This window comes from Aeribacillus sp. SP014 (assembly GCF_054055575.1).
The window spans coordinates 355001-376524 of the sequence record NZ_JBSRXI010000001.1; the positions used below are offsets into that span (position 1 = coordinate 355001).

Sequence of the window (21524 nt, forward strand, 5' to 3'; positions counted from 1 at the left end):
CCAACAGGCAGCCCATGAGCAATTCTTGTGATTTTTATGCCTGTAGGCTTTAAAAGGCGAGAGATATACATTGCTGTCGCTTCTCCCTCAATGTTCGGATTTGTTGCTAAAATTACTTCTTGAATTTCATCATTTTGCAGACGTTTTAGCAAATCAGGGATATTAATATCTTCAGGACCAATCCCGTCCATTGGCGAAATGGCGCCATGCAGAACATGATATAGACCGTTATATTCTTTCATTTTTTCCATTGCAATGACGTCTTTCGGGTCTTGAACCACACATATTATGCTTCTGTCGCGGCGCTCATCTTTGCAAAGATAACATGGATCTTCATCTGTAATATGACCGCAAATCGAGCAATATGATAAATTTCGTTTTGCATTGACAAGCGCTTTCGCGAAATCCAATACTGTTTCTTCCTTCATATTTAAAACAAAAAAGGCCAGACGAACGGCCGTTTTCGGACCAATTCCTGGCAGCTTCATAAAGCTATCAATAAGTTTTGATATCGGTTCTGGATATTGCATCGAATAGATCCTCCTAGAACAACCCAGGCAAATTCATACCTTTAGTAAATCTTCCCATCGTTTCGCTTGTTAACTCATCCACTTTGCGAAGAGCATCGTTTGTTGCTGCCAATACCAAATCTTGAAGCATTTCAATATCTTCAGGATCTACAACATCTTCATTGATTTTCACTTCTAAAATTTCCTTATGTCCGTTTGCAACAACCGTGACCATACCGCCGCCAGCAGTTCCCTCCACTTTTTTTTCAGCAAGCTCCTCCTGAGCCTTTTGCATCTCCTTTTGCATTTTTTGCATTTGCTTCATCATTTTTTGCATGTTTCCCATACCGCCACGCATCATCATATTATCTCCTCCATAAGCATTTATTTACTCTTTTATTTCAATCAGATCCGTGCCAACTAATTTTTTTGCTTCGGCAATAAGCGGATCTTCGTCTTCATGCTCCTGTTGATGTGCATCGTCTGATCGTTGATTGCGCAAATAATCCTCCCTTATTTTACCCCATTCTTTCTCCGGAACGCCAATCATCTCCATTTGACGTCCAATGAGTCCTTGTAAAATCGTTTGGAGGTTTGTTAATACATGATTTTGATTTTCCGCCACCATTTTACAATGGATTTCATATTTAAATTTTAGCACAAAAGCATATTCGCAAGCAGCAACTGGTTCACTTTCATTTAAAAGGGCTGCATGCGACACTTTATTTTGCTGCTTTAGCGTTGTTAACAGATCTCCCCATCGGCTTTTCACTAAATCCAAATCTTTTCGAGTAGCATTTCTCAAAATATCATAAATGCGGTCAACAGGCGTTTTATAACCGCTTTGAATTGTTTTTTGTACTTTTGCTTCTTGTTTAACTGGCGACTGTTCTTGAACTCCATGCTGAACTAATGAAGATATTGTGCGTTCAAGTTCCTGTATTCGATTAAGAAGTTCTTCATAATGAACTGAAGGCGGCTGCACACGCTCAGTTTGACATAATTTCACAATCGCTACTTCTACAAAAATACGGGGATGATTCGTCCATTTCATCTCCTGCTGGCTTTGATTCAAAACTTCAATCGTCTCATAAATTTGCTCAATAGGAATTTGTTCGCACAATGAAACGAACGCATCGTCTATTGCGACTCGTTCCATTACTTCCTCTAAGTTTGGAGCCGATTTATATAATAACATGTCGCGATAGTAATAAATGAGATCTTCAATTAATTTTAAAGGATCTTTCCCTTGATCCAACCATTCGTGGATAGTTTTTAAAGCTTCCGTAACATTGTTCTCAAAAATAAATCGGACCAAATTTGCGAGCATCTTATGAGAAACCGATCCTGTTATAAATAATACATCCTCCAATGTGACTTTATCATCGCTAAAAGAGATGGCTTGGTCCAACAGACTCAGTGCATCTCGCATCCCACCATCAGCCGAGCTCGCAATAACCTTTAACGCTTCCTCTTCAACCTTGATCGATTGATTTTCCACAATTTCCTTCATGCGACGTACGATGGATTGAACAGAAATACGCCGGAAATCAAAGCGTTGACATCTCGAAATAATGGTAAGCGGAATTTTATGAGGTTCAGTTGTAGCCAAAATAAAAATCACATGTTTTGGAGGTTCTTCAAGCGTTTTTAATAAAGCATTAAATGCTCCGATTGAAAGCATATGAACTTCATCAATAATATATACTTTATATTTGACCGCCGCAGGTGCAAATTTGACTTTATCGCGAATATCGCGAATTTCATCTACTCCATTATTAGAAGCTGCATCAATTTCAATAACGTCCGAAATCGATCCTTCCGTGATTCCTTTACATGCAGGACACTCATTACAAGGCTCTGCAATTGGTGCTTGTTGGCAGTTGACAGCTTTCGCAAATATTTTTGCAGCGCTTGTTTTACCTGTTCCTCTAGGACCTGTGAAAAGATAAGCATGCGAAAATTTATTTTGTAAAAGGGCATTTTGCAATGTTTTCGTGACGTGTTCTTGTCCCACGACATCACGAAACTGCTGTGGCCTCCATGCTCGGTATAAAGCCTGATAACTCAAGTAACGCCCTCCCCTTTATACAGTAATCTTTCATTTATTATACCTGATTGTTTAAACGAATGTAAGTTTTCCATAAGAAGGATAAAAAACTTATGAAAAAAAATATAACCGATCTCTGTAAAAACGTCTCCAGTTAAATAGACAGCACATGTAAACAGCCTGAGACCAATATTCATTAGGACTTTAAGCTGTTTCTCTTTTGAAGCCGTTGATAGTTATATTGCATAATGCATCCTTCATCTTTTCGGACGTGCGGAAAAAGTATGGATGAGACTTGAAATGGGACGGCGTATTCTGTATGGTTTTAGCCGCTAAGGATACTTTTGTTTCAAGATCTTCTTGGGGAGTTTTAAAGTCTTCCTAATATTTTCTTCATTTCTTTCTGCTTAAAGTGTTTTCCCCATCATGCATCAATCCATATTTTAAACCAATGTCCTCATTACATTTTTTAAGCTTTACATCATACGCTGTTCATATTTCTCTCATCGAAAAAATCCCCTTATAGTTGACAGACTTTTCTTTTTCTGCCTACTATAAGGGGATCTTATTGTTTGATATGATAACTGCCGTGCACCTTCTGTCGATTAGCAACCCTAGGCGTTACTCAAGCAGTTAGCTCAGTTCAGGCAACCCTGCGGCACATGAGAGCTTCCACTTAATGCTGCTTCCTTCCGGACCTGACATGGTTCATGGATTCTCATTGCACAGGACCCAAACGTCAACACCACTTACTTGAGGCAGACCCTAAAATATACTAACCTCGAGAAGGAATTCGGCCTCGCTAGAGCGGATTGCGAGTACAGGGCACCGCTACCTCCCCGCTTAGCACGGCAAAGTTTAAACCGATTTTCACTTTGCGCCGTTTAAGGACGCAAATTTAGTATATATGTTTTTTCGAGAAAATGCAACGCTTCCCAATATGTTAAAAAATTCAATTGTTTTTATTTTTCATTTTCAACCGTTTTTTCTCTTCCCGCAACTTTTGAAAAAAACAGGTTAACATTTCACTGCATTGCTCCTGCTTCACGCCTGAAATTACTTCTGTTTGATGATTGAAACGAGGTTCATTTAATAAATTCATTAACGTTCCTGCACAACCAGCCTTCGGATCGAAAGCGCCGAAAACTACACGTTCAATTCTTGACATTACAATCGCTCCTGCACACATTGGACATGGCTCAAGCGTCACATATAGCGTCGAGTTCTCGAGTCTCCACGTTCGAAGCTTCCTGCACGCCTCTTCAATTGCCAATATTTCCGCATGAGCGATTGACCTCTGCTCGGTTTCCCTCAAATTATGAGCTTTTGCAACCACTACATCATCTACAACAAGCACAGCACCAATCGGAACCTCGCCAATCTTTTCCGCCTTCTTCGCCTCTTCAATTGCTAAAGTCATATAATATTCGTCTTTAGTCATTTTTTGCTCCTCATCCTATCGATATAATTTCATCTTAAAAAAAGTGCGGGTTCCTTTCAACCTTTTCCAAAAGCATGTTTTCTGCGATGAAAACATAAAATTTACAAACAGTTTTTACAGGAGGTCATGATTTTGCTAATTCATGTTGTTCAATCTGGGCAAACGCTTTATTCCATTGCACAAACATATGGAACATCTATAACAGCCATCGTTGAAGCAAATGAAATTCCTAATCCTGATCAGCTTGTTGTAGGTCAAGCAATTGTTATTCCAATCATCGGACAATTTTACACCGTTCAACGGGGAGACAGCCTTTGGAGCATTTCAAGAAAATTTGGTACGTCTGTATTTGAGCTTGCAGCAGTAAATGGACTGAATATAAATCAATTATTGCCTATTGGCCTTCGATTATATATCCCAGAACGGCCTAAACGGCAAGCAGAATTTAATGTATATTTAGAACCGCTTGGTGCTCAAGTCAGCCAAAATCTCGAAGACAGCGCAAGAGAGACTGCCCCTTATTTAACCTACCTTACCCATTTTAGCTTTCAAGCACAACGTGACGGTTCTTTAAAAGAGCCACCGATTGGGAACTTGCAAACTATTGCTAATGAACAAAATTTAGTGTTTTCAATGGCTGTCACAAATTTGGAGAACAATCAATTTAGTGCAGAGTTAGGGCATATATTGCTGACAGACGATGATGTACAAACTAAATTTTTAAATAATATTATTGCCACAGCAAAAAAATATCAGTTTCGAGATATTCACTTTGATTTTGAATATTTGTTTCCTGCCGACCGGGAAGCCTATAATCAATTTTTGCGAAGGGCGAGAGACAGGATTCACAGTGAAGGGTGGTTCATTTCCTCTGCATTAGCCCCTAAAACAAGCGCAGAGCAAAAAGGACAATGGTACGAGGCCCACGACTATAAAGCACATGGAGAAATTGTGGATTGGGTCGTCATTATGACATATGAATGGGGGTACAGCGGCGGACCGCCAATGGCTGTTTCTCCTATCGGCCCAGTCCGTGATGTACTCGAATATGCCGTTACGGAGATTCCTCCACAGAAAATTATGATGGGACAAAATTTATACGGTTATGACTGGACTCTTCCCTTTGTGCAAGGCGGGCCTTACGCAAAAGCGATAAGTCCGCAGCAGGCGATTCAGCTTGCATCAAAATACAATGCAGAAATCAAATTTGATGAAGAAGCCCAAGCCCCTACTTTTCGATATACGGATGAAAACCAAAAGGTTCATGAAGTTTGGTTTGAAGATGCCCGTTCCATACAGGCCAAATTCGATCTTGTAAAAGAGCTGCATTTGCGAGGTGTCAGCTATTGGAAACTAGGAATTTCGTTTCCGCAAAATTGGCTGTTGATTATCGATAATTTTCAAGTCGTAAAAAAATAAATACTTCTTTATAAACAACTATTGATCAAATGATCTTAAATATGAGAAATTTCTGTTTTGTTTTTCAAAAAAATAAAAGAGGTGCCTAATAAGTTGCTTTTCAGCTTATAGACGCCCCTTTAACGTTTATATCGATGATTTTTGTTTTCCATGAGGATTAGCCATTTTGTTTTAAAAAATAAAAAATTCGTTACAGCCCGTAACGAATTTAGCCAATCTCCAATTTATGCGCACTCGGTAAATAATGGCGGAGGAGGAGGGATTCGAACCCCCGCGCGGTTTGACCCGCCTCTCGGTTTTCAAGACCGACCCCTTCAGCCAGACTTGGGTACTCCTCCATATGACATGGACTAATATAGCACAGTATAAAATGTATGTCAATAAACTCATAAAAGTTATCAAATAATTTTTTTCCTTAAACGCTTCTTTACAAAGAAGCTTATTTTTTTAAATAGAAAAAATTAAAAAATTCGAAAAAAAATCGATTGTATTTCATTCATCATGTTATAAACTTGTATTGCAAGTTAATTTAAAGCGCTCACAAATGGACACTAGTTTTTTTCGGGACATGAACAAAGGCATCTTTTCCCCGCAATCGGCTGCTATCTTTGCATTGATTTGCCGCGCTTTTAAAACAGCATGTATAAAAACAACTGAAGCCTAGTGCAAAACGTAAATCCCTTAAAAAATCAGAGTGAGAAGCTTGCGGATGACTAGAGGAGGACGGAGAAAAATATGTATGATTATGTAATTGTCGGTGGAGGAATAGTCGGCTTATCCACTGCATTGGCAATATATGAACAACACCCAAACGCAAAAGTGGCAATAATCGAAAAAGAAAATAAAGTTGCCTCCCATCAAACGGGTCATAACAGCGGGGTGATCCATTCCGGTATATATTACAAGCCCGGGAGCTATAAGGCGCAGCTTGCGAAAAAAGGTAATCAGGCAATGATCATGTTTTGCCAAAAATACGATATCCCTTATGAAGTCTGCGGCAAAGTAATCGTTGCTAGCGATGAACATGAGCGGGAGGAGCTTGAGAAGTTGTTCCAACGCGGATTAAAAAACGGCCTCAATATCCGGAAAATTTCAAAGGAGGAGCTTCATGAATTTGAACCTTATGTGAATGGAATAGAAGCCATTCATGTTCCATCAACAGGTATTGTAAATTTCCGTCTTGTTAGTGAACGGATGGCAGATTTAATCCTCGAAAAGGGCGGGGAGATCTTTTTAAACGAAAAAGTAGAAGTGATTCATGAAAAAAAACAAGAAGTTATCGTTGAAACAGCAAACAAAACCTTTCAAAGCCGTTTTTTTATAAATTGTGCAGGACTTAACAGCGATCGTATTGCTAAAATAGCAAATCTGTATACGGATGTGAAAATTGTTCCATTCCGTGGAGAATATTATATGTTAAATCCGCAAAAATCATATTTAGTTAAAAACTTAATCTATCCTGTACCAAATCCTAATTTTCCATTTTTAGGCGTTCACTTTACTAGAATGATTGACGGATCTATAGATATAGGTCCAAATGCTGTTTTAAGCTTGAAAAGAGAAGGGTATAAAAAAAGCGACGCAAATATGAAAGATTTGTTTGAAGTATTAACGTTCCCCGGTTTTTGGAAATTAGCAGGTCAATATATGAAAGAAGGACTCGAAGAAATGATTCGATCGATGTCAAAGAAAAAGTTTGTCGAAAATGTTCAAAAACTCATGCCCGATATTACAGAAGAAGATTTGCTGCCTGGACCATCTGGTGTCCGAGCTCAAGCTTTAAGTAAAGACGGGGCTTTAATCGATGATTTTTATATTGTACCAACGAAACGGTCCATTCATGTGCTGAACGCTCCATCTCCTGCAGCGACAGCATCCATTGAAATAGGAAGAACAATTGCCAAACAAATGATACAACGGCAGCCTATATAAAATACATTTGTACATAAAAGGGGGATATGGAGGAACCCCTCCTCCCCCCTTTCATTTTTTCTATTCAGTAAGAATTACTTTTTACTAATTACTGTTTTATTTCCCATATATGGACGCAGCACTTCCGGAATGACGACAGATCCGTCTTCTTGCTGGTAATTTTCCAAAATGGCTGCTACTGTACGACCTATTGCAAGCCCAGAACCATTTAACGTATGCACATGCTCAGGCTTTGCTTTCGGATCCCGTCGGAACCGTATATTCGCCCGGCGAGCCTGAAACGCTTCAAAGTTGCTGCAAGAAGAAATTTCACGATATGTTTGATAGCTTGGAAGCCATACTTCAAGATCATATTTTTTTGCTGCCGTAAAGCCTAAATCAGCTGTACACATGCTCATAACTCGATATGGAAGTCCTAACAGCTTCAATACGTTTTCAGCATGACTTGTTAATTTTTCTAATTCCTCATAAGAATCTTCAGGCTTTACAATTTTCACAAGCTCCACTTTGTTAAATTGATGCTGGCGAATAAGGCCGCGCGTATCTCTTCCGGCCGCCCCTGCCTCAGAACGAAAGCAAGCGCTGTACGCTACATAATTGATTGGAAGCTGCTTCTCCTGTAAAATTTCATCACGGTGCAAATTTGTGACAGGAACTTCCGCTGTTGGTATTAAGAAATAATCCTCACCTTGAATTTTAAAAGCGTCTTCCTCAAACTTCGGAAGCTGTCCTGTTCCGATCATGCTTGTACGGTTCACTATATACGGAGGCAAAACTTCCTCATACCCATGTTCTTCAACGTGCAAATCTATCATAAAACTGATAAGCGCCCTTTCTAATCTTGCGCCCAAACCTTTATAAAATACAAAGCGGCTGCCGGTCACCTTGCCGGCTCTTTCAAAATCGAGAATTCCTAATTGGTCGGCAATTTCCCAATGAGGTTTTGGTTCAAAACGAAAGGTCGGGATTTCTCCCCATTTGCGGACTTCTACATTATCTTCCTCTGAATCGCCGACTGGAACGCTCTCATGCGGAATGTTTGGAATCGACAAAATCAAGGTTTCTAACTTTTCTTCAATCTCTTTTAATTCCTCATCAAGTGTTTTGATGCGTTCTCCTACTTGACGCATTTCTTGAATTAAATGATCTGTGTCTTTCTTTTCTCTTTTCAATTCGGCGATTTTAGAAGATACTTCATTTCTTTTGCTTTTTAATTCTTCCGTCGTAACAATTAGTTCACGACGCTTTTTATCCAAGTCAACAAATTGATCAAAATCAGTTAAATCCTCTCCACGGTGTTCAAGCTTCTTTTTTATTTCTTCAAAATTTGACCGTAAAAATTTCATATCAAGCATCATGGACACTCCTTTCGCTTTTATATTCAAAATAAAAACTCCCGTCCAAAAAGGGACGAGAGTATACCCGCGTTGCCACCCTGCTTGAAGGCATCAGCCTTCCACTTACAAAGGTAACGGTTTTTGCCGTAAATGCTTACTAACAAAAACTTGCATTCAGCATTTCACTCAAGGACGGATTCACAAGCGTTTTTCACTGGTTTCCACCAACCACCAGCTCTCTTAAGAAAAACAACTTGCTACTAGTTCCTCTCATTGCTTTGCATCTATTTATATTCATAAATTTACTATAAGTTTAGGGTTTGTTCAACTTTTTTATGCATGAACTTTCTCGTTTGATTCCTTCACTATATTTAAAAAATATTGCACAAATCGATGATCATCCGTCAATTCCGGATGGAATGAACATCCAAGAATGTGGCCTTGTCGAACAGCAACAATTCGATCCTCATGTTTTGCTAAAATTTCAACATTTTCTCCTGCTTCTACAATATGCGGAGCGCGAATAAACACACCTATAAAATCGTCCCCAACTCCTGCAATGGTTAATTCCGCTTCAAAACTTTCACGCTGACGGCCGAAAGAATTCCGTTCAACGACCACATCCAATACACCAAGGTGCGGTTCATCTTGTCCCACAATTTGCTTCGCCAGCAAAATAAGACCAGCACATGTACCGAAAACAGGTTTTCCTCCCTTTATAAATTCTTTCAAAGGGTCCATCAACCCATACTTTTCAATCAATCTTCTCATTGTCGTGCTTTCGCCGCCTGGTAAAATAAGTCCATCGATATTTTGCAATTGTTCGGATTTTTTAATTTTTACGCCTTCTGCACCACAAGCTTCGATTGACTGAATATGCTCCCTCACAGCACCTTGGAGTGCCAAAACTCCTACTTTCATTTTGTATTCTCCTTTACCAACCACGTTCTTGCATACGATGTTCCGGAAGCAATGAAGAAATATCGATCCCTTTCATCGCAGTTCCAAGATCTTTCGATAAATGAGCGATTAATTCATAATCCTCATAGTGTGTGGTCGCTTCCACAATTGCCCGGGCATACTTTCCTGGATTTTCAGATTTAAAAATACCTGAACCGACAAACACACCATCTGCACCAAGCTGCATCATCAACGCTGCGTCAGCAGGTGTTGCAACGCCGCCAGCAGCAAAATTCACGACAGGGAGTCGTCCTTCCTTTTTAATTTGTAGCAGCACTTCATACGGGGCTCCTAAATTTTTTGCTTCCGTCATTAGCTCATCTTCGCTCATGCCGACAATTTTCCGAACCTGTGCATTCACTTTCCGCATGTGACGAACTGCTTCTACAATGTTGCCAGTTCCCGGTTCGCCCTTCGTTCTGAGCATGGAAGCACCTTCTCCAATTCGGCGAGCTGCTTCTCCTAAATCACGGCAGCCACAAACAAATGGAACCGTAAATTCCCGCTTATTTATATGAAACTCTTCATCAGCCGGTGTCAACACTTCACTTTCATCAATATAATCAACACCGAGCGCTTCTAATACTCGAGCTTCTACAATATGTCCAATACGGCATTTTGCCATTACTGGAATCGTAACCGCGTTCATGACCTCTTCAATAATCGTCGGATCAGCCATGCGGGCAACCCCGCCTGCCGCACGAATGTCAGCAGGAACTCTTTCCAGCGCCATGACGGCAACCGCACCTGCTTCTTCAGCAATTTTGGCCTGTTCTGCATTGACCACATCCATGATGACGCCGCCTTTTTGCATTTCGGCCATTCCCCTTTTTACTCGATCAGTACCTGTAATTGCCATTTCTATAGTTCCTCCTTAATGATACATTCAAATGCATACGTCTATTTTATCCTAATTTTTATAAAATTCCTATCAAATTTCAAGGATTTCTTTTATTTTAAATATAGTAAAAACCCCCAACAAAATGTTAGGAGTTATGCATTAAAACCAGCTTTTTACCATGTTTGCTGCTCCGTTCCATACATCACCAAAAAAACTGCCAATGCCTCTCATTGATAATACAAACCAGTTAGCTTTTTCGACTTTTGTTTTTGTCACTACATCAACTTTCGCTTCGGATTCACCTGTTACAAATCCGTAATCCTGGCTGTTCCCTTTATATTCTACGGACATATACCCGACCTTGGCGCCCTTTTTAATTGGTGCAGTCAGCTCTCCGTTCGCAGTTAAAAGCTTTTTATCTAAAACATATTTCGGCTCATACTGGTCTTTTTCCCCACGTTTAATAGGGAGCTTTAAAGAATCTTTTGTTTCTATTTCTACTTTTTTCTCTTTTCCTTTTACAACAGATACAGTTGATTTATTTTTTATTTGATATTGCGCAGGAAATAATTCCTCAATGGAAAAATTGCTGAAAACATAGTCCATTAGTTTTCTAGTTTCACTAAAACGATGTACGTAATTGTTGCTCCCTTTACCTTTCGCATTCATAACAACTGTGATGATTCGCATTCCGTTCCGTTCGGCTGTTCCCGTAAAGCAGGAGCCCGCAAAATCGGTATATCCTGTTTTTAACCCGTCTACACCTTCTGTACCATAAACTAATCCAGGCAGCATCCAGTTCCAGTTTTCCATTTTAATCTCATCATCCGTACCTTCTCGAAAAGCTTTTCTCGTAATTTTGGCCGTTTCTAAAATCTCAGGATACTCCTTTAAAAGATGGTACGCAAGGCTGGCAACGTCTCTCGCAGACATTACATTTTCTTCTTCCTCACCTGTTCCTTCCGGATGCATCCCCATTAAGTCTCTATTGTTTAAACCTGTCGCATTTACAAACTTCGTATGCTTCAAGCCTAGTTCTTTCGCTTTTTCATTCATCATTTTCACAAAATTTGTTTCCGATCCACCGATCACTTCTGCCACTGCAATCGCCGCACCATTTGCAGAATAAATGGCCATTGCTTCATATAACTCTTTTATTGTATAACTTCCATCTTTTCTTAAAGGGACATTGGATAAACTACGATTTTGGGAAATTTTGTAAACATAATCACTTGGACGATATGTTTGATCCCAAGAAACTTTCTTTTCATGGATCGCTTCCAGCAGCAAGTATTCAGTCATCATTTTTGTCATACTTGCAACTCCAAGAGTTTTATCAATATTTTTTCCGTACACAATTTTCCCTGTAGAGGCTTCAACGGCAATGGCTGCAGAGGCATTGATGCCCAATGGGTCATTTTCTTCAGCATTTATTTTGGGAGACAAAGGGGAAAATGCCGTCATCAATAAAAACGTGATGACGAGAGCCGAGATGAATTTTTTCGTGAAGTGCACCATGATTACCTCCATTTATTTGAAAATATCTATTTTAAAAAATAATTAATAGTTAACACAACAAAATTGATTTTAACATACATCTTATAAAAAAAATAGACAGAGTCTCTACTCTGTCTAAAAGTCGTAATTTTTTAAATAAGACTATTGAACTGTCAGTTGTTAAGAAATGGAATAATTAGGGGCCTCTTTTGTAATTTGAACATCATGCGGATGGCTTTCTCTTAATCCTGCACCAGTCATCCGGATAAATTGTGAATGCTCACGAAGCTCATATAAATTTTTTGCTCCGCAATATCCCATACCTGATCTCACACCGCCGACAAGTTGGTAAATTGTCTCTGCCAACGGTCCTTTATATGGGATGCGGCCTTCAATTCCTTCTGGAACAAATTTTTTGTTGTCTTCTTGGAAATAACGGTCTTTGCTACCTTTTTCCATCGCTGCAACTGAACCCATGCCGCGATATACTTTAAATCGACGCCCCTGGTAAATTTCTGTTTCTCCCGGGCTTTCAGATGTACCTGCAAGCAAACTTCCTAACATGACGGCATGTCCACCTGCAGCCAATGCTTTTACAATATCTCCTGAATATTTTATTCCGCCATCAGCAATGATAGCTACTCCGTGCTTTCTTGCTTCTGTCGCACAATCATATATGGCTGTAATTTGCGGTACCCCAACACCAGCTACCACACGAGTAGTACAAATGGAACCAGGGCCAATTCCAACCTTCACAATGTCTGCTCCAGCTTCTATGAGAGCTCTCGTTCCTTCAGCTGTTGCAACATTTCCTGCAATAATATTTAAATCTGGATAAGCATCACGAATTTTCCTTACTGTTTCTAAAACTCCTTTTGAATGTCCATGCGCCGTATCCACGACAATAACATCCACATTTGCTTCCACTAGTTTTTTAACGCGCAGCATCGTATCAGATGTTACACCTACTGCAGCGCCGACGATCAATCTTCCATGGGCATCTTTAGCTGAATTTGGAAACTCAATTACTTTTTCAATATCTTTAATCGTAATAAGGCCTTTTAATATGCCTTTATCATCTACAATCGGGAGCTTTTCAATTTTATATTTTTGCAAAACTTTTTCAGCTTCTTCCAATGTTGTGCCTACAGGAGCTGTAACTAGATTTTCTTTCGTCATCACTTCAGAAATTTTTGTAGAATAATCTTGTATAAAACGTAAATCTCTGTTTGTAATAATACCTACAAGCTTTTGTTCCTCTGCATTGTTCACAATCGGAACACCAGAAATCCGATATTTGCTCATTAAATGTTCCGCATCATATACTTGATGGTCCGGAGTAAGGAAAAACGGATCTGTAATAACACCGCGCTCAGAACGTTTTACTTTATCTACTTGCTCAGCTTGCTGTTCAATCGACATATTTTTATGGATAATGCCCAATCCTCCTTGGCGCGCCATAGCAATCGCCATTTCTGATTCGGTAACAGTATCCATTCCTGCGCTGATAATTGGAATATTCAATTTTAACGTCTTCGTTAGCTCAACACTTAAGTCCACATCACGCGGCAAAACCTCTGACTTAGCAGGAATTAACAAAACATCATCGAACGTTAAGCCTTCCTTTAAAAATTTTGATTCCCACATTATTAAAACCCCCTAATCACGGCAAAATATTATATGTAGATTAACAATTGCTAAAGATGCTGTCAAGAAATCCACAAAGAATTTAAATTTTTAGAATAGTTGTTATGGAGGGGTCTCATTGTCGATTTGGAATTTTTATTCATCATTTCACTCTGCTCAAACAGTCCAACGGCTGCTTACCAAACATTATCAAAAACTTAACGTGCATGAGCCTGAACAAACATCTTATCAAAACTGCTATACATTTATTTATTTTTTAAAACATGGAGAAAATTATTACAAAATGGCTGATACAGCCCCGATCATGATCAAACCGGTTTTAGCTTTTTACGGCATCAGCCAGCTGATAAAGGCACTGCTTCTGACAGTCGATGCTCATTATCCTTCCTCTTCAGCTGTTTTATCCCATGGGGTATCAACAAGGAAACGAAAAAAACATAATTATAACTTTTTAAAAGATGAAGTTAAGGTGCAAAAAAATGGTTTATATCGCCATGCTGCCCTCAATCTTTTTCAATTAAATCACACGCCTGGAGAAAAATTTTCCATGGATTCCCTTTTGAAAAGAATCCCCGAATTAAGCGATCTATATCAGTTTCATTTACAAATCCCAACGACCATCCCAATTGAGACAAATGACACATTCATCATTGTACATAAAGAAATAGCAAATCGTTACTGTATTACCTCTAAGCGTCTTGCTGAGATTTTACAAAGCCAGCTTCATTGGATGCTTTCAAACGAAGATGTAGATTCACTTTATTTTTCCCATTCAGCCGAATTTCACTATTTATGGAAATCCTCCTATTTATTCAACTTTTATAATAAACAATATTATCTGCCGGCTGCGAAAGAAGATATAAAATTAATGCCGGAAATATTAATCCACTACCTTGTGCTTTATAACTTAAGCATGATTTCCCGATATGAAACCGAATGGCTGTATGATCTTATGTATAACCATCATAGTGATGATTACGTTTTTATTCATCAATTTATGGAAATCACATTAAAAAAAATTCCTTGGTTAACCTTAATGTATTTAAACCATATTTTCAATGGATAAAAGCAGCCAACGGTAGTTGTGCTGCTCCTTTAACAAAAATATGATTATATACAAAAAAAGCAGCTGTTTTGCTGCTTTTTGTTTTTGCCTGGCAGCGTCCTACTCTCGCAAGGGACAAACCCTCACTACCATCGGCGCTGAAGAGCTTAACTTCCGTGTTCGGGATGGGAACGGGTGTGACCTCTTCGCCATTGCCACCAAGCAAATTATTGTATTCATTATTCCATTCAGTTCGATGGACAACTATTATTATAACTTTTTGATCACAATTGTCAACACTTTTTTGAATATCATTCTTTCAAAACTAGATAACGGTTCCTTCACGAATAGATGCTCTTACTTGGTTAAGTCCTCGATCGATTAGTATCCGTCAGCTCCACGTGTCACCACGCTTCCACCTCGGACCTATCTACCTCGTCATCTTCAAGGGATCTTACTCGCTTCGAGCGATGGGAAATCTCATCTTGAGGGGGGCTTCACGCTTAGATGCTTTCAGCGCTTATCCCTTCCGCACATAGCTACCCAGCGGTGCCCCTGGCGGGACAACTGGTACACCAGCGGTGCGTCCATCCCGGTCCTCTCGTACTAAGGACAGCTCCTCTCAAATTTCCTGCGCCCGCGACGGATAGGGACCGAACTGTCTCACGACGTTCTGAACCCAGCTCGCGTACCGCTTTAATGGGCGAACAGCCCAACCCTTGGGACCGACTACAGCCCCAGGATGCGATGAGCCGACATCGAGGTGCCAAACCTCCCCGTCGATGTGGACTCTTGGGGGAGATCAGCCTGTTATCCCCGGGGTAGCTTTTATCCGTTGAGCGATGGCCCTTCCATGCGGAACCACCGGATCACTAAGCCCGACTTTCGTCCCTGCTCGACTTGTAGGTCTCGCAGTCAAGCTCCCTTCTGCCTTTGCACTCTCCGAATGATTTCCAACCATTCTGAGGGAACCTTTGGGCGCCTCCGTTACCTTTTAGGAGGCGACCGCCCCAGTCAAACTGCCCACCTGACACTGTCTCCCGCCCCGATCAGGGGCGCGGGTTAGAATGTCAGTACAGCCAGGGTAGTATCCCACCGTCGCCTCAGCGCAAGCTGGCGCTCACGCGTCTCTGGCTCCTACCTATCCTGTACAAGCTGTACCCACATTCAATATCAGGCTGCAGTAAAGCTCCACGGGGTCTTTCCGTCCTGTCGCGGGTAACCTGCATCTTCACAGGTACTATAATTTCACCGAGTCTCTCGTTGAGACAGTGCCCAGATCGTTACGCCTTTCGTGCGGGTCGGAACTTACCCGACAAGGAATTTCGCTACCTTAGGACCGTTATAGTTACGGCCGCCGTTTACTGGGGCTTCGGTTCGCACCTTCGCTTTTCGCTAAGCGCTCCCCTTAACCTTCCAGCACCGGGCAGGCGTCAGCCCCTATACTTCACCTTACGGTTTCGCAGAGACCTGTGTTTTTGCTAAACAGTCGCCTGGGCCTTTTCACTGCGGCTCATCATGGCTTATCACCTTGATGAGCACCCCTTCTCCCGAAGTTACGGGGTCATTTTGCCGAGTTCCTTAACGAGAGTTCTCTCGCTCACCTTAGGATTCTCTCCTCGCCTACCTGTGTCGGTTTGCGGTACGGGCACCTCTCACCTCGCTAGAGGCTTTTCTTGGCAGTGTGGAATCGGGAACTTCGGTACTTCCTTTCCCTCGCCATCACAGCTCAGCCTTCCGGCAAGCGGATTTGCCTGCTTGCCAGCCTAACTGCTTGGACGCGCACATCCAGCCGCGCGCTTGCCCTATCCTCCTGCGTCCCCCCATTGCTCAAACGGTGAGGAGGTGGTACAGGAATATCAACCTGTTGTCCATCACCTACGCCTTTCGGCCTCGGCTTAGGTCCCGACTAACCCTGAGCGGACGAGCCTTCCTCAGGAAACCTTAGGCTTTCGGCGGAGGGGATTCTCACCCCTCTTTCGCTACTCATACCGACATTCTCACTTCTAAGCGCTCCACCGGTCCTTCCGGTCCGGCTTCGATGCCCTTAGAACGCTCTCCTACCGCTGACACCAACGGTGTCAACCCGCAGCTTCGGTGATACGTTTAGCCCCGGTACATTTTCGGCGCAGAGCCACTCGACCAGTGAGCTATTACGCACTCTTTAAATGGTGGCTGCTTCTAAGCCAACATCCTGGTTGTCTAAGCAGCTCCACATCCTTTTCCACTTAACGTATACTTTGGGACCTTAGCTGGCGGTCTGGGCTGTTTCCCTTTTGACCACGGATCTTATCACTCGCAGTCTGACTCCCAAGGATAAGTCATTGGCATTCGGAGTTTGACTGAATTCGGTAACCCGATGGGGGCCCCTCGTCCAATCAGTGCTCTACCTCCAAGACTCTTCCCTTGAGGCTAGCCCTAAAGCTATTTCGGAGAGAACCAGCTATCTCCAAGTTCGATTGGCATTTCACCCCTACCCACACCTCATCCCCGCACTTTTCAACGTGCGTGGGTTCGGGCCTCCAGCAAGTGTTACCTTGCCTTCACCCTGGACATGGGTAGATCACCTGGTTTCGGGTCTGCGACCTCGTACTATTTCGCCCTCTTCAGACTCGCTTTCGCTGCGGCTCCGCCTTTCGGCTTAACCTTGCACGAAATCGCAACTCGCCGGTTCATTCTACAAAAGGCACGCCATCACCCGTTAATGGGCTCTGACTACTTGTAGGCACACGGTTTCAGGTTCTCTTTCACTCCCCTCCCGGGGTGCTTTTCACCTTTCCCTCACGGTACTGGTTCACTATCGGTCACTAGGGAGTATTTAGCCTTGGGAGATGGTCCTCCCTGCTTCCGACGGGATTTCACGTGTCCCGCCGTACTCAGGATCCACTCGGGAGGGAACGGAGTTTCGACTACAGGGTTGTTACCTTCTCTGACGGGCCTTTCCAGACCTCTTCGTCTACCCCGTTCCTTTGTCACTCCTTAATCGAGTGTCCTACAACCCCAAGAGGCACGCCTCTTGGTTTGGGCTGTTCCCGTTTCGCTCGCCGCTACTCAGGGAATCGCTGTTGCTTTCTCTTCCTCCGGGTACTTAGATGTTTCAGTTCCCCGGGTTGCCCTCCATACCCTATTGGATTCAGGTATGGATACTGCCCCATTACGGGCAGTGGGTTCCCCCATTCGGACATCTCCGGATCGACGCTTACTTACAGCTCCCCGAAGCATTTCGGTGTTTGTCCCGTCCTTCATCGGCTCCTAGTGCCAAGGCATCCACCGTGCGCCCTTTCTAACTTAACCGTTTCTTCCTAACATGAGCGATCTATTCGTGAATGTCTTTCCGTTATCCAGTTTTCAAAGAACAATGCTTTTTCTTAAATGAGCTCCCTTGCTGCTTAAGTTGCTTCGAGCCGAACATCCGATCCTTCGAATGGGCTCTCGCATAGGAGCAATGCTTCCAATATTCATCAAACTTATGGTGGAGCCTAGCGGGATCGAACCGCTGACCTCCTGCGTGCAAAGCAGGCGCTCTCCCAGCTGAGCTAAGGCCCCAGGATGGTCTTATTTATGGTGGGCCTGAGTGGACTTGAACCACCGACCTCACGCTTATCAGGCGTGCGCTCTAACCGGCTGAGCTACAGGCCCATCCTGTATATTTTTATTCAGTTTCTATTCGCTGGGAAATCGACTTTGCGAATTCACCAGCAAACGGGGAAGGATGTGATCCTTCAAAACTAAACAAAACGGAAAAGCGCACCCTATTTCAATGTATATATCCTTAGAAAGGAGGTGATCCAGCCGCACCTTCCGATACGGCTACCTTGTTACGACTTCACCCCAATCATTTGTCCCACCTTCGGCGGCTGGCTCCCGTAAGGGTTACCCCACCGACTTCGGGTGTTACAAACTCTCGTGGTGTGACGGGCGGTGTGTACAAGACCCGGGAACGTATTCACCGCGGCATGCTGATCCGCGATTACTAGCGATTCCGGCTTCATGCAGGCGAGTTGCAGCCTGCAATCCGAACTGAGAGTGGTTTTTTGGGATTCGCTCCACCTCGCGGTTTCGCTGCCCTTTGTACCACCCATTGTAGCACGTGTGTAGCCCAGGTCATAAGGGGCATGATGATTTGACGTCATCCCCACCTTCCTCCGACTTTTAGCCGGCAGTCACCTTAGAGTGCCCAACTGAATGCTGGCAACTAAGGTCAAGGGTTGCGCTCGTTGCGGGACTTAACCCAACATCTCACGACACGAGCTGACGACAACCATGCACCACCTGTCACCCTGTCCCCGAAAGGGGAACGCCCTATCTCTAGGGTTGTCAGGGGATGTCAAGACCTGGTAAGGTTCTTCGCGTTGCTTCGAATTAAACCACATGCTCCACCGCTTGTGCGGGTCCCCGTCAATTCCTTTGAGTTTCAGCCTTGCGGCCGTACTCCCCAGGCGGAGTGCTTAATGCGTTTGCTGCAGCACTAAAGGGTGGATACCCTCTAACACTTAGCACTCATCGTTTACGGCGTGGACTACCAGGGTATCTAATCCTGTTCGCTCCCCACGCTTTCGCGCCTCAGCGTCAGTTACAGGCCAGAGAGCCGCCTTCGCCACTGGTGTTCCTCCACATCTCTACGCATTTCACCGCTACACGTGGAATTCCGCTCCCCTCTCCTGCACTCAAGTTCCCCAGTTTCCAATGGCCGCTCGCGGTTGAGCCGCGAGATTTCACATCAGACTTAAGGAACCGCCTGCGCGCGCTTTACGCCCAATAATTCCGGACAACGCTTGCCACCTACGTATTACCGCGGCTGCTGGCACGTAGTTAGCCGTGGCTTCCTCGTCAGGTACCGTCAAGGTACCGCCCTGTTCGAACGATACTTGTTCTTCCCTGACAACAGAGCTTTACGATCCGAAGACCTTCTTCGCTCACGCGGCGTTGCTCCGTCAGACTTTCGTCCATTGCGGAAGATTCCCTACTGCTGCCTCCCGTAGGAGTCTGGGCCGTGTCTCAGTCCCAGTGTGGCCGGTCACCCTCTCAGGTCGGCTACGCATCGTCGCCTTGGTGAGCCGTTACCTCACCAACTAGCTAATGCGCCGCGGGCCCATCCTGCAGTGACAGCTAAAAGCCGCCTTTCAACCGAAAACCATGCGGTTTTCGGTGTTATCCGGTATTAGCTCCGGTTTCCCGAAGTTATCCCAGTCTGCAGGGCAGGTTGCCCACGTGTTACTCACCCGTCCGCCGCTAACCTAAAGGAGCAAGCTCCCTTCGGTCCGCTCGACTTGCATGTATTAGGCACGCCGCCAGCGTTCGTCCTGAGCCAGGATCAAACTCTCCAAAAAAAGTTTGTCACCAAATGCTCTTGTCAGAATCAACAGGCACGCTTTTCGTTTTGTTCAGTTTTCAAAGATCATATATCAAAAACAGCGACTTTTACATTATAAAATCATACTTTATGGTTGTCAACACTTTTTTTATTTTAATTGCTGACTTCAGTGATTATAGCAGTTTCAATCGTTTTTGACAAGCATTATTTTATATCTTCGAAAAAACTAAAAAACCTTTATAATCGACAAATCCTTGCTCTTTTCCAAAGATATAATTTGATCGGAATCTTCTGCTTGTACCATCGGCTTTGTAACCAATTTTTCATTTATAAAAACGATTTTCCCATAAGCTCCATTAGAAAGCTTTACTGTTCGTCCTACCATATCTTTTATAAATATTTTTTTGAAAGCTTGAACAACCGATAAATCAAATTTTCCAAATTGGTCTTTTTCTATTTGATCCAATACGTGAAACGGCGATTGTCCATTGCGATATGGACGAGGAGAAATCATTGCTTGATATGCGTCTGCAAACGAAATGATTTTTGCAAAAGGATGAATTTGAACGCCTTTAATTCCTAAAGGATAACCTGATCCATCAAATCGTTCATGATGCTGCAAGACTGCAACTTTCGCACCTTCTGTTAAAGCTGGTAAATCTTTTAATAATTTATAGCTGTGAATAGGATGTTCTCTAACCTCGAGGAACTCTTTTTCTGTCAGCGCTTCTTTTTTTGTTAAAATTGCCGGCGTAATTTTTGCCATCCCACAATCACTTAACAGACCTGCAAGAGCAATTTGATTTACTTCACCAGTTAAAAATCCCATTTTTTTTGCAATTAAAGCGCTTAATAAAGAGACTGAAACAGAATGATGGCAAATATAATTTTTTGCATCACATGTTGTATAAGTCTCCATTATTTTGCTTGGTTGATCAAACCCAGCTTTTAATACTGGGAGGAGTAATGTTCTAATTTTATAAATATCTACTGAAGCACCCGACTGCCAAGATAAAAAATACTTTTGGAGCTGTTCTACTGAATGTACAAAAATTTCTTCAAAAGCAGTTTTGGATGAACTTTCCGTTTTTTGAACGTCAGCCTCATTTTTTTGAGGTTGATCAGTGGAAATATCTTCTTTCGCTTCTTTTACTCCTATAGTAGTAGAAGTCCGGACTTGAACTTCTTTAATTAAAAATGCACGAAAAAATTCAATATGTTCCTCATTAATAACAGTGCCTTTTTTCGCAATTGGTTTTGGTGACAAAGAATAAACATCTTCTGCTAAGACAAATCCCGGCTTCAATTTTTTGACATGAATCCGCAAATGAACCCCCCTCCTTTAAATAAAAATCAATTGGCACCCATTCATTTAGGAACGTAAATAAACCTAAAAACGAAAAATACCTTTTTTCACAGGATAAAGATCAGGAAATATTCGTTTGATCTCCATAAATTAACAATACCACAGCTTTGAAAGCTGTGGTAGACCTAAAATTAGTACTTTTTCCTTCCGCTGGCAGAATATGTTT

Annotated in this window: 13 protein-coding genes, 3 tRNA genes, 3 rRNA genes, 1 other RNA gene and 1 other annotated feature (1 of these 21 cut by a window edge); of the genes, 3 read left to right on the plus strand and 17 right to left on the minus strand. The window is 42.4% G+C overall.

Annotation, left to right across the window (positions count from 1 at the left end):
* From recR to tadA, 5 genes are all read right to left on the minus strand, one after another.
* On the minus strand, positions 1–530 hold the 5' portion of the coding sequence (recR, locus tag ACVIJU_RS01915; RefSeq protein ID WP_063388672.1) for a recombination mediator RecR. 67 nt of this gene lie to the left of the window's left edge; 530 of the gene's 597 nt are visible here — the first part of the coding sequence; the start codon lies at positions 528–530; its stop codon lies off the left edge, out of view.
* 13 nt (positions 531–543) lie between these two features.
* Positions 544–867, minus strand: coding sequence for a YbaB/EbfC family nucleoid-associated protein (locus ACVIJU_RS01920; protein WP_375338795.1), 324 nt, complete (start codon positions 865–867; stop codon positions 544–546).
* A gap of 30 nt (positions 868–897) precedes the next feature.
* The gene (gene dnaX, locus ACVIJU_RS01925) at positions 898–2580 is read right to left on the minus strand and encodes a DNA polymerase III subunit gamma/tau (protein WP_063388671.1); all 1683 of its coding nucleotides are present in this window, start codon (positions 2578–2580) and stop codon (positions 898–900) included.
* 566 nt (positions 2581–3146) lie between these two features.
* An RNA gene (ffs, locus tag ACVIJU_RS01930) (signal recognition particle sRNA large type) lies at positions 3147–3411 on the minus strand.
* Between the two features lie 100 nt (positions 3412–3511).
* On the minus strand, positions 3512–4000 hold the full coding sequence (gene tadA, locus ACVIJU_RS01935; RefSeq protein ID WP_456687192.1) for a tRNA adenosine(34) deaminase TadA: 489 nt from the start codon (positions 3998–4000) through the stop codon (positions 3512–3514).
* A gap of 132 nt (positions 4001–4132) precedes the next feature.
* Here tadA and ACVIJU_RS01940 point away from each other — a divergent pair, with 132 nt between their 5' ends.
* A complete protein-coding gene (locus tag ACVIJU_RS01940) occupies positions 4133–5419 on the plus strand; it encodes a LysM peptidoglycan-binding domain-containing protein (RefSeq protein ID WP_130158354.1) in 1287 nt (428 codons plus the stop codon).
* A 245-nt stretch (positions 5420–5664) separates the two neighbouring features.
* On the opposite strand, the gene ACVIJU_RS01945 is transcribed toward ACVIJU_RS01940, so the two are convergent.
* Positions 5665–5757 (minus strand) — tRNA-Ser (locus ACVIJU_RS01945).
* 397 nt (positions 5758–6154) lie between these two features.
* Here ACVIJU_RS01945 and lhgO point away from each other — a divergent pair.
* Positions 6155–7351: an L-2-hydroxyglutarate oxidase gene (gene lhgO, locus ACVIJU_RS01950; RefSeq protein WP_063388669.1), complete on the plus strand. Its 1197-nt coding sequence runs from the start codon at positions 6155–6157 to the stop codon at positions 7349–7351.
* A gap of 74 nt (positions 7352–7425) precedes the next feature.
* On the opposite strand, the gene serS is transcribed toward lhgO, so the two are convergent.
* From serS to guaB, 5 genes are all read right to left on the minus strand, one after another.
* On the minus strand, positions 7426–8706 hold the full coding sequence (serS, locus tag ACVIJU_RS01955) for a serine--tRNA ligase (RefSeq protein ID WP_063388675.1): 1281 nt from the start codon (positions 8704–8706) through the stop codon (positions 7426–7428).
* A gap of 48 nt (positions 8707–8754) precedes the next feature.
* Positions 8755–8971 (minus strand) — a binding site (T-box leader).
* Between the two features lie 50 nt (positions 8972–9021).
* Entirely contained in the window at positions 9022–9609 is a 588-nt protein-coding gene (gene pdxT / locus ACVIJU_RS01960) for a pyridoxal 5'-phosphate synthase glutaminase subunit PdxT (protein WP_456687193.1), read from the minus strand.
* 13 nt (positions 9610–9622) lie between these two features.
* A complete protein-coding gene (gene pdxS, locus ACVIJU_RS01965) occupies positions 9623–10507 on the minus strand; it encodes a pyridoxal 5'-phosphate synthase lyase subunit PdxS (protein ID WP_063388667.1) in 885 nt (294 codons plus the stop codon).
* 141 nt (positions 10508–10648) lie between these two features.
* Positions 10649–12007, minus strand: coding sequence for a serine hydrolase (locus tag ACVIJU_RS01970; protein WP_117017543.1), 1359 nt, complete (start codon positions 12005–12007; stop codon positions 10649–10651).
* A 159-nt stretch (positions 12008–12166) separates the two neighbouring features.
* Positions 12167–13633 carry an IMP dehydrogenase gene (guaB, locus tag ACVIJU_RS01975; protein WP_063388665.1) on the minus strand — a complete coding sequence of 489 codons (1467 nt, stop codon included), beginning with the start codon at positions 13631–13633 and terminating at the stop codon, positions 12167–12169.
* Between the two features lie 118 nt (positions 13634–13751).
* On the opposite strand from guaB, the gene ACVIJU_RS01980 reads away from it, so the two are divergent.
* Positions 13752–14699 (plus strand): YaaC family protein, encoded by a 948-nt coding sequence (locus tag ACVIJU_RS01980; RefSeq protein ID WP_063388664.1) that lies wholly within the window; start codon positions 13752–13754, stop codon positions 14697–14699.
* A gap of 86 nt (positions 14700–14785) precedes the next feature.
* Here the strand turns inward: ACVIJU_RS01980 and rrf are convergent.
* From rrf to ACVIJU_RS02010, 6 genes are all read right to left on the minus strand, one after another.
* Positions 14786–14901 (minus strand): 5S ribosomal RNA (gene rrf, locus ACVIJU_RS01985).
* A 138-nt stretch (positions 14902–15039) separates the two neighbouring features.
* A 23S ribosomal RNA gene (locus ACVIJU_RS01990) occupies positions 15040–17972 on the minus strand.
* A 176-nt stretch (positions 17973–18148) separates the two neighbouring features.
* Positions 18149–18224, minus strand: a tRNA-Ala gene (locus ACVIJU_RS01995).
* A gap of 16 nt (positions 18225–18240) precedes the next feature.
* Positions 18241–18317 (minus strand) — tRNA-Ile (locus tag ACVIJU_RS02000).
* A 137-nt stretch (positions 18318–18454) separates the two neighbouring features.
* Positions 18455–20008: ribosomal RNA gene (locus ACVIJU_RS02005) — 16S ribosomal RNA — on the minus strand.
* Together the 16S, 23S and 5S rRNA genes with 2 tRNA genes alongside form the textbook arrangement of a ribosomal RNA operon.
* Before the next feature lie 210 nt (positions 20009–20218).
* Positions 20219–21319 (minus strand): HD-GYP domain-containing protein, encoded by a 1101-nt coding sequence (locus ACVIJU_RS02010; protein WP_456687194.1) that lies wholly within the window; start codon positions 21317–21319, stop codon positions 20219–20221.
* Positions 21320–21524: the final 205 nt, after the last annotated feature.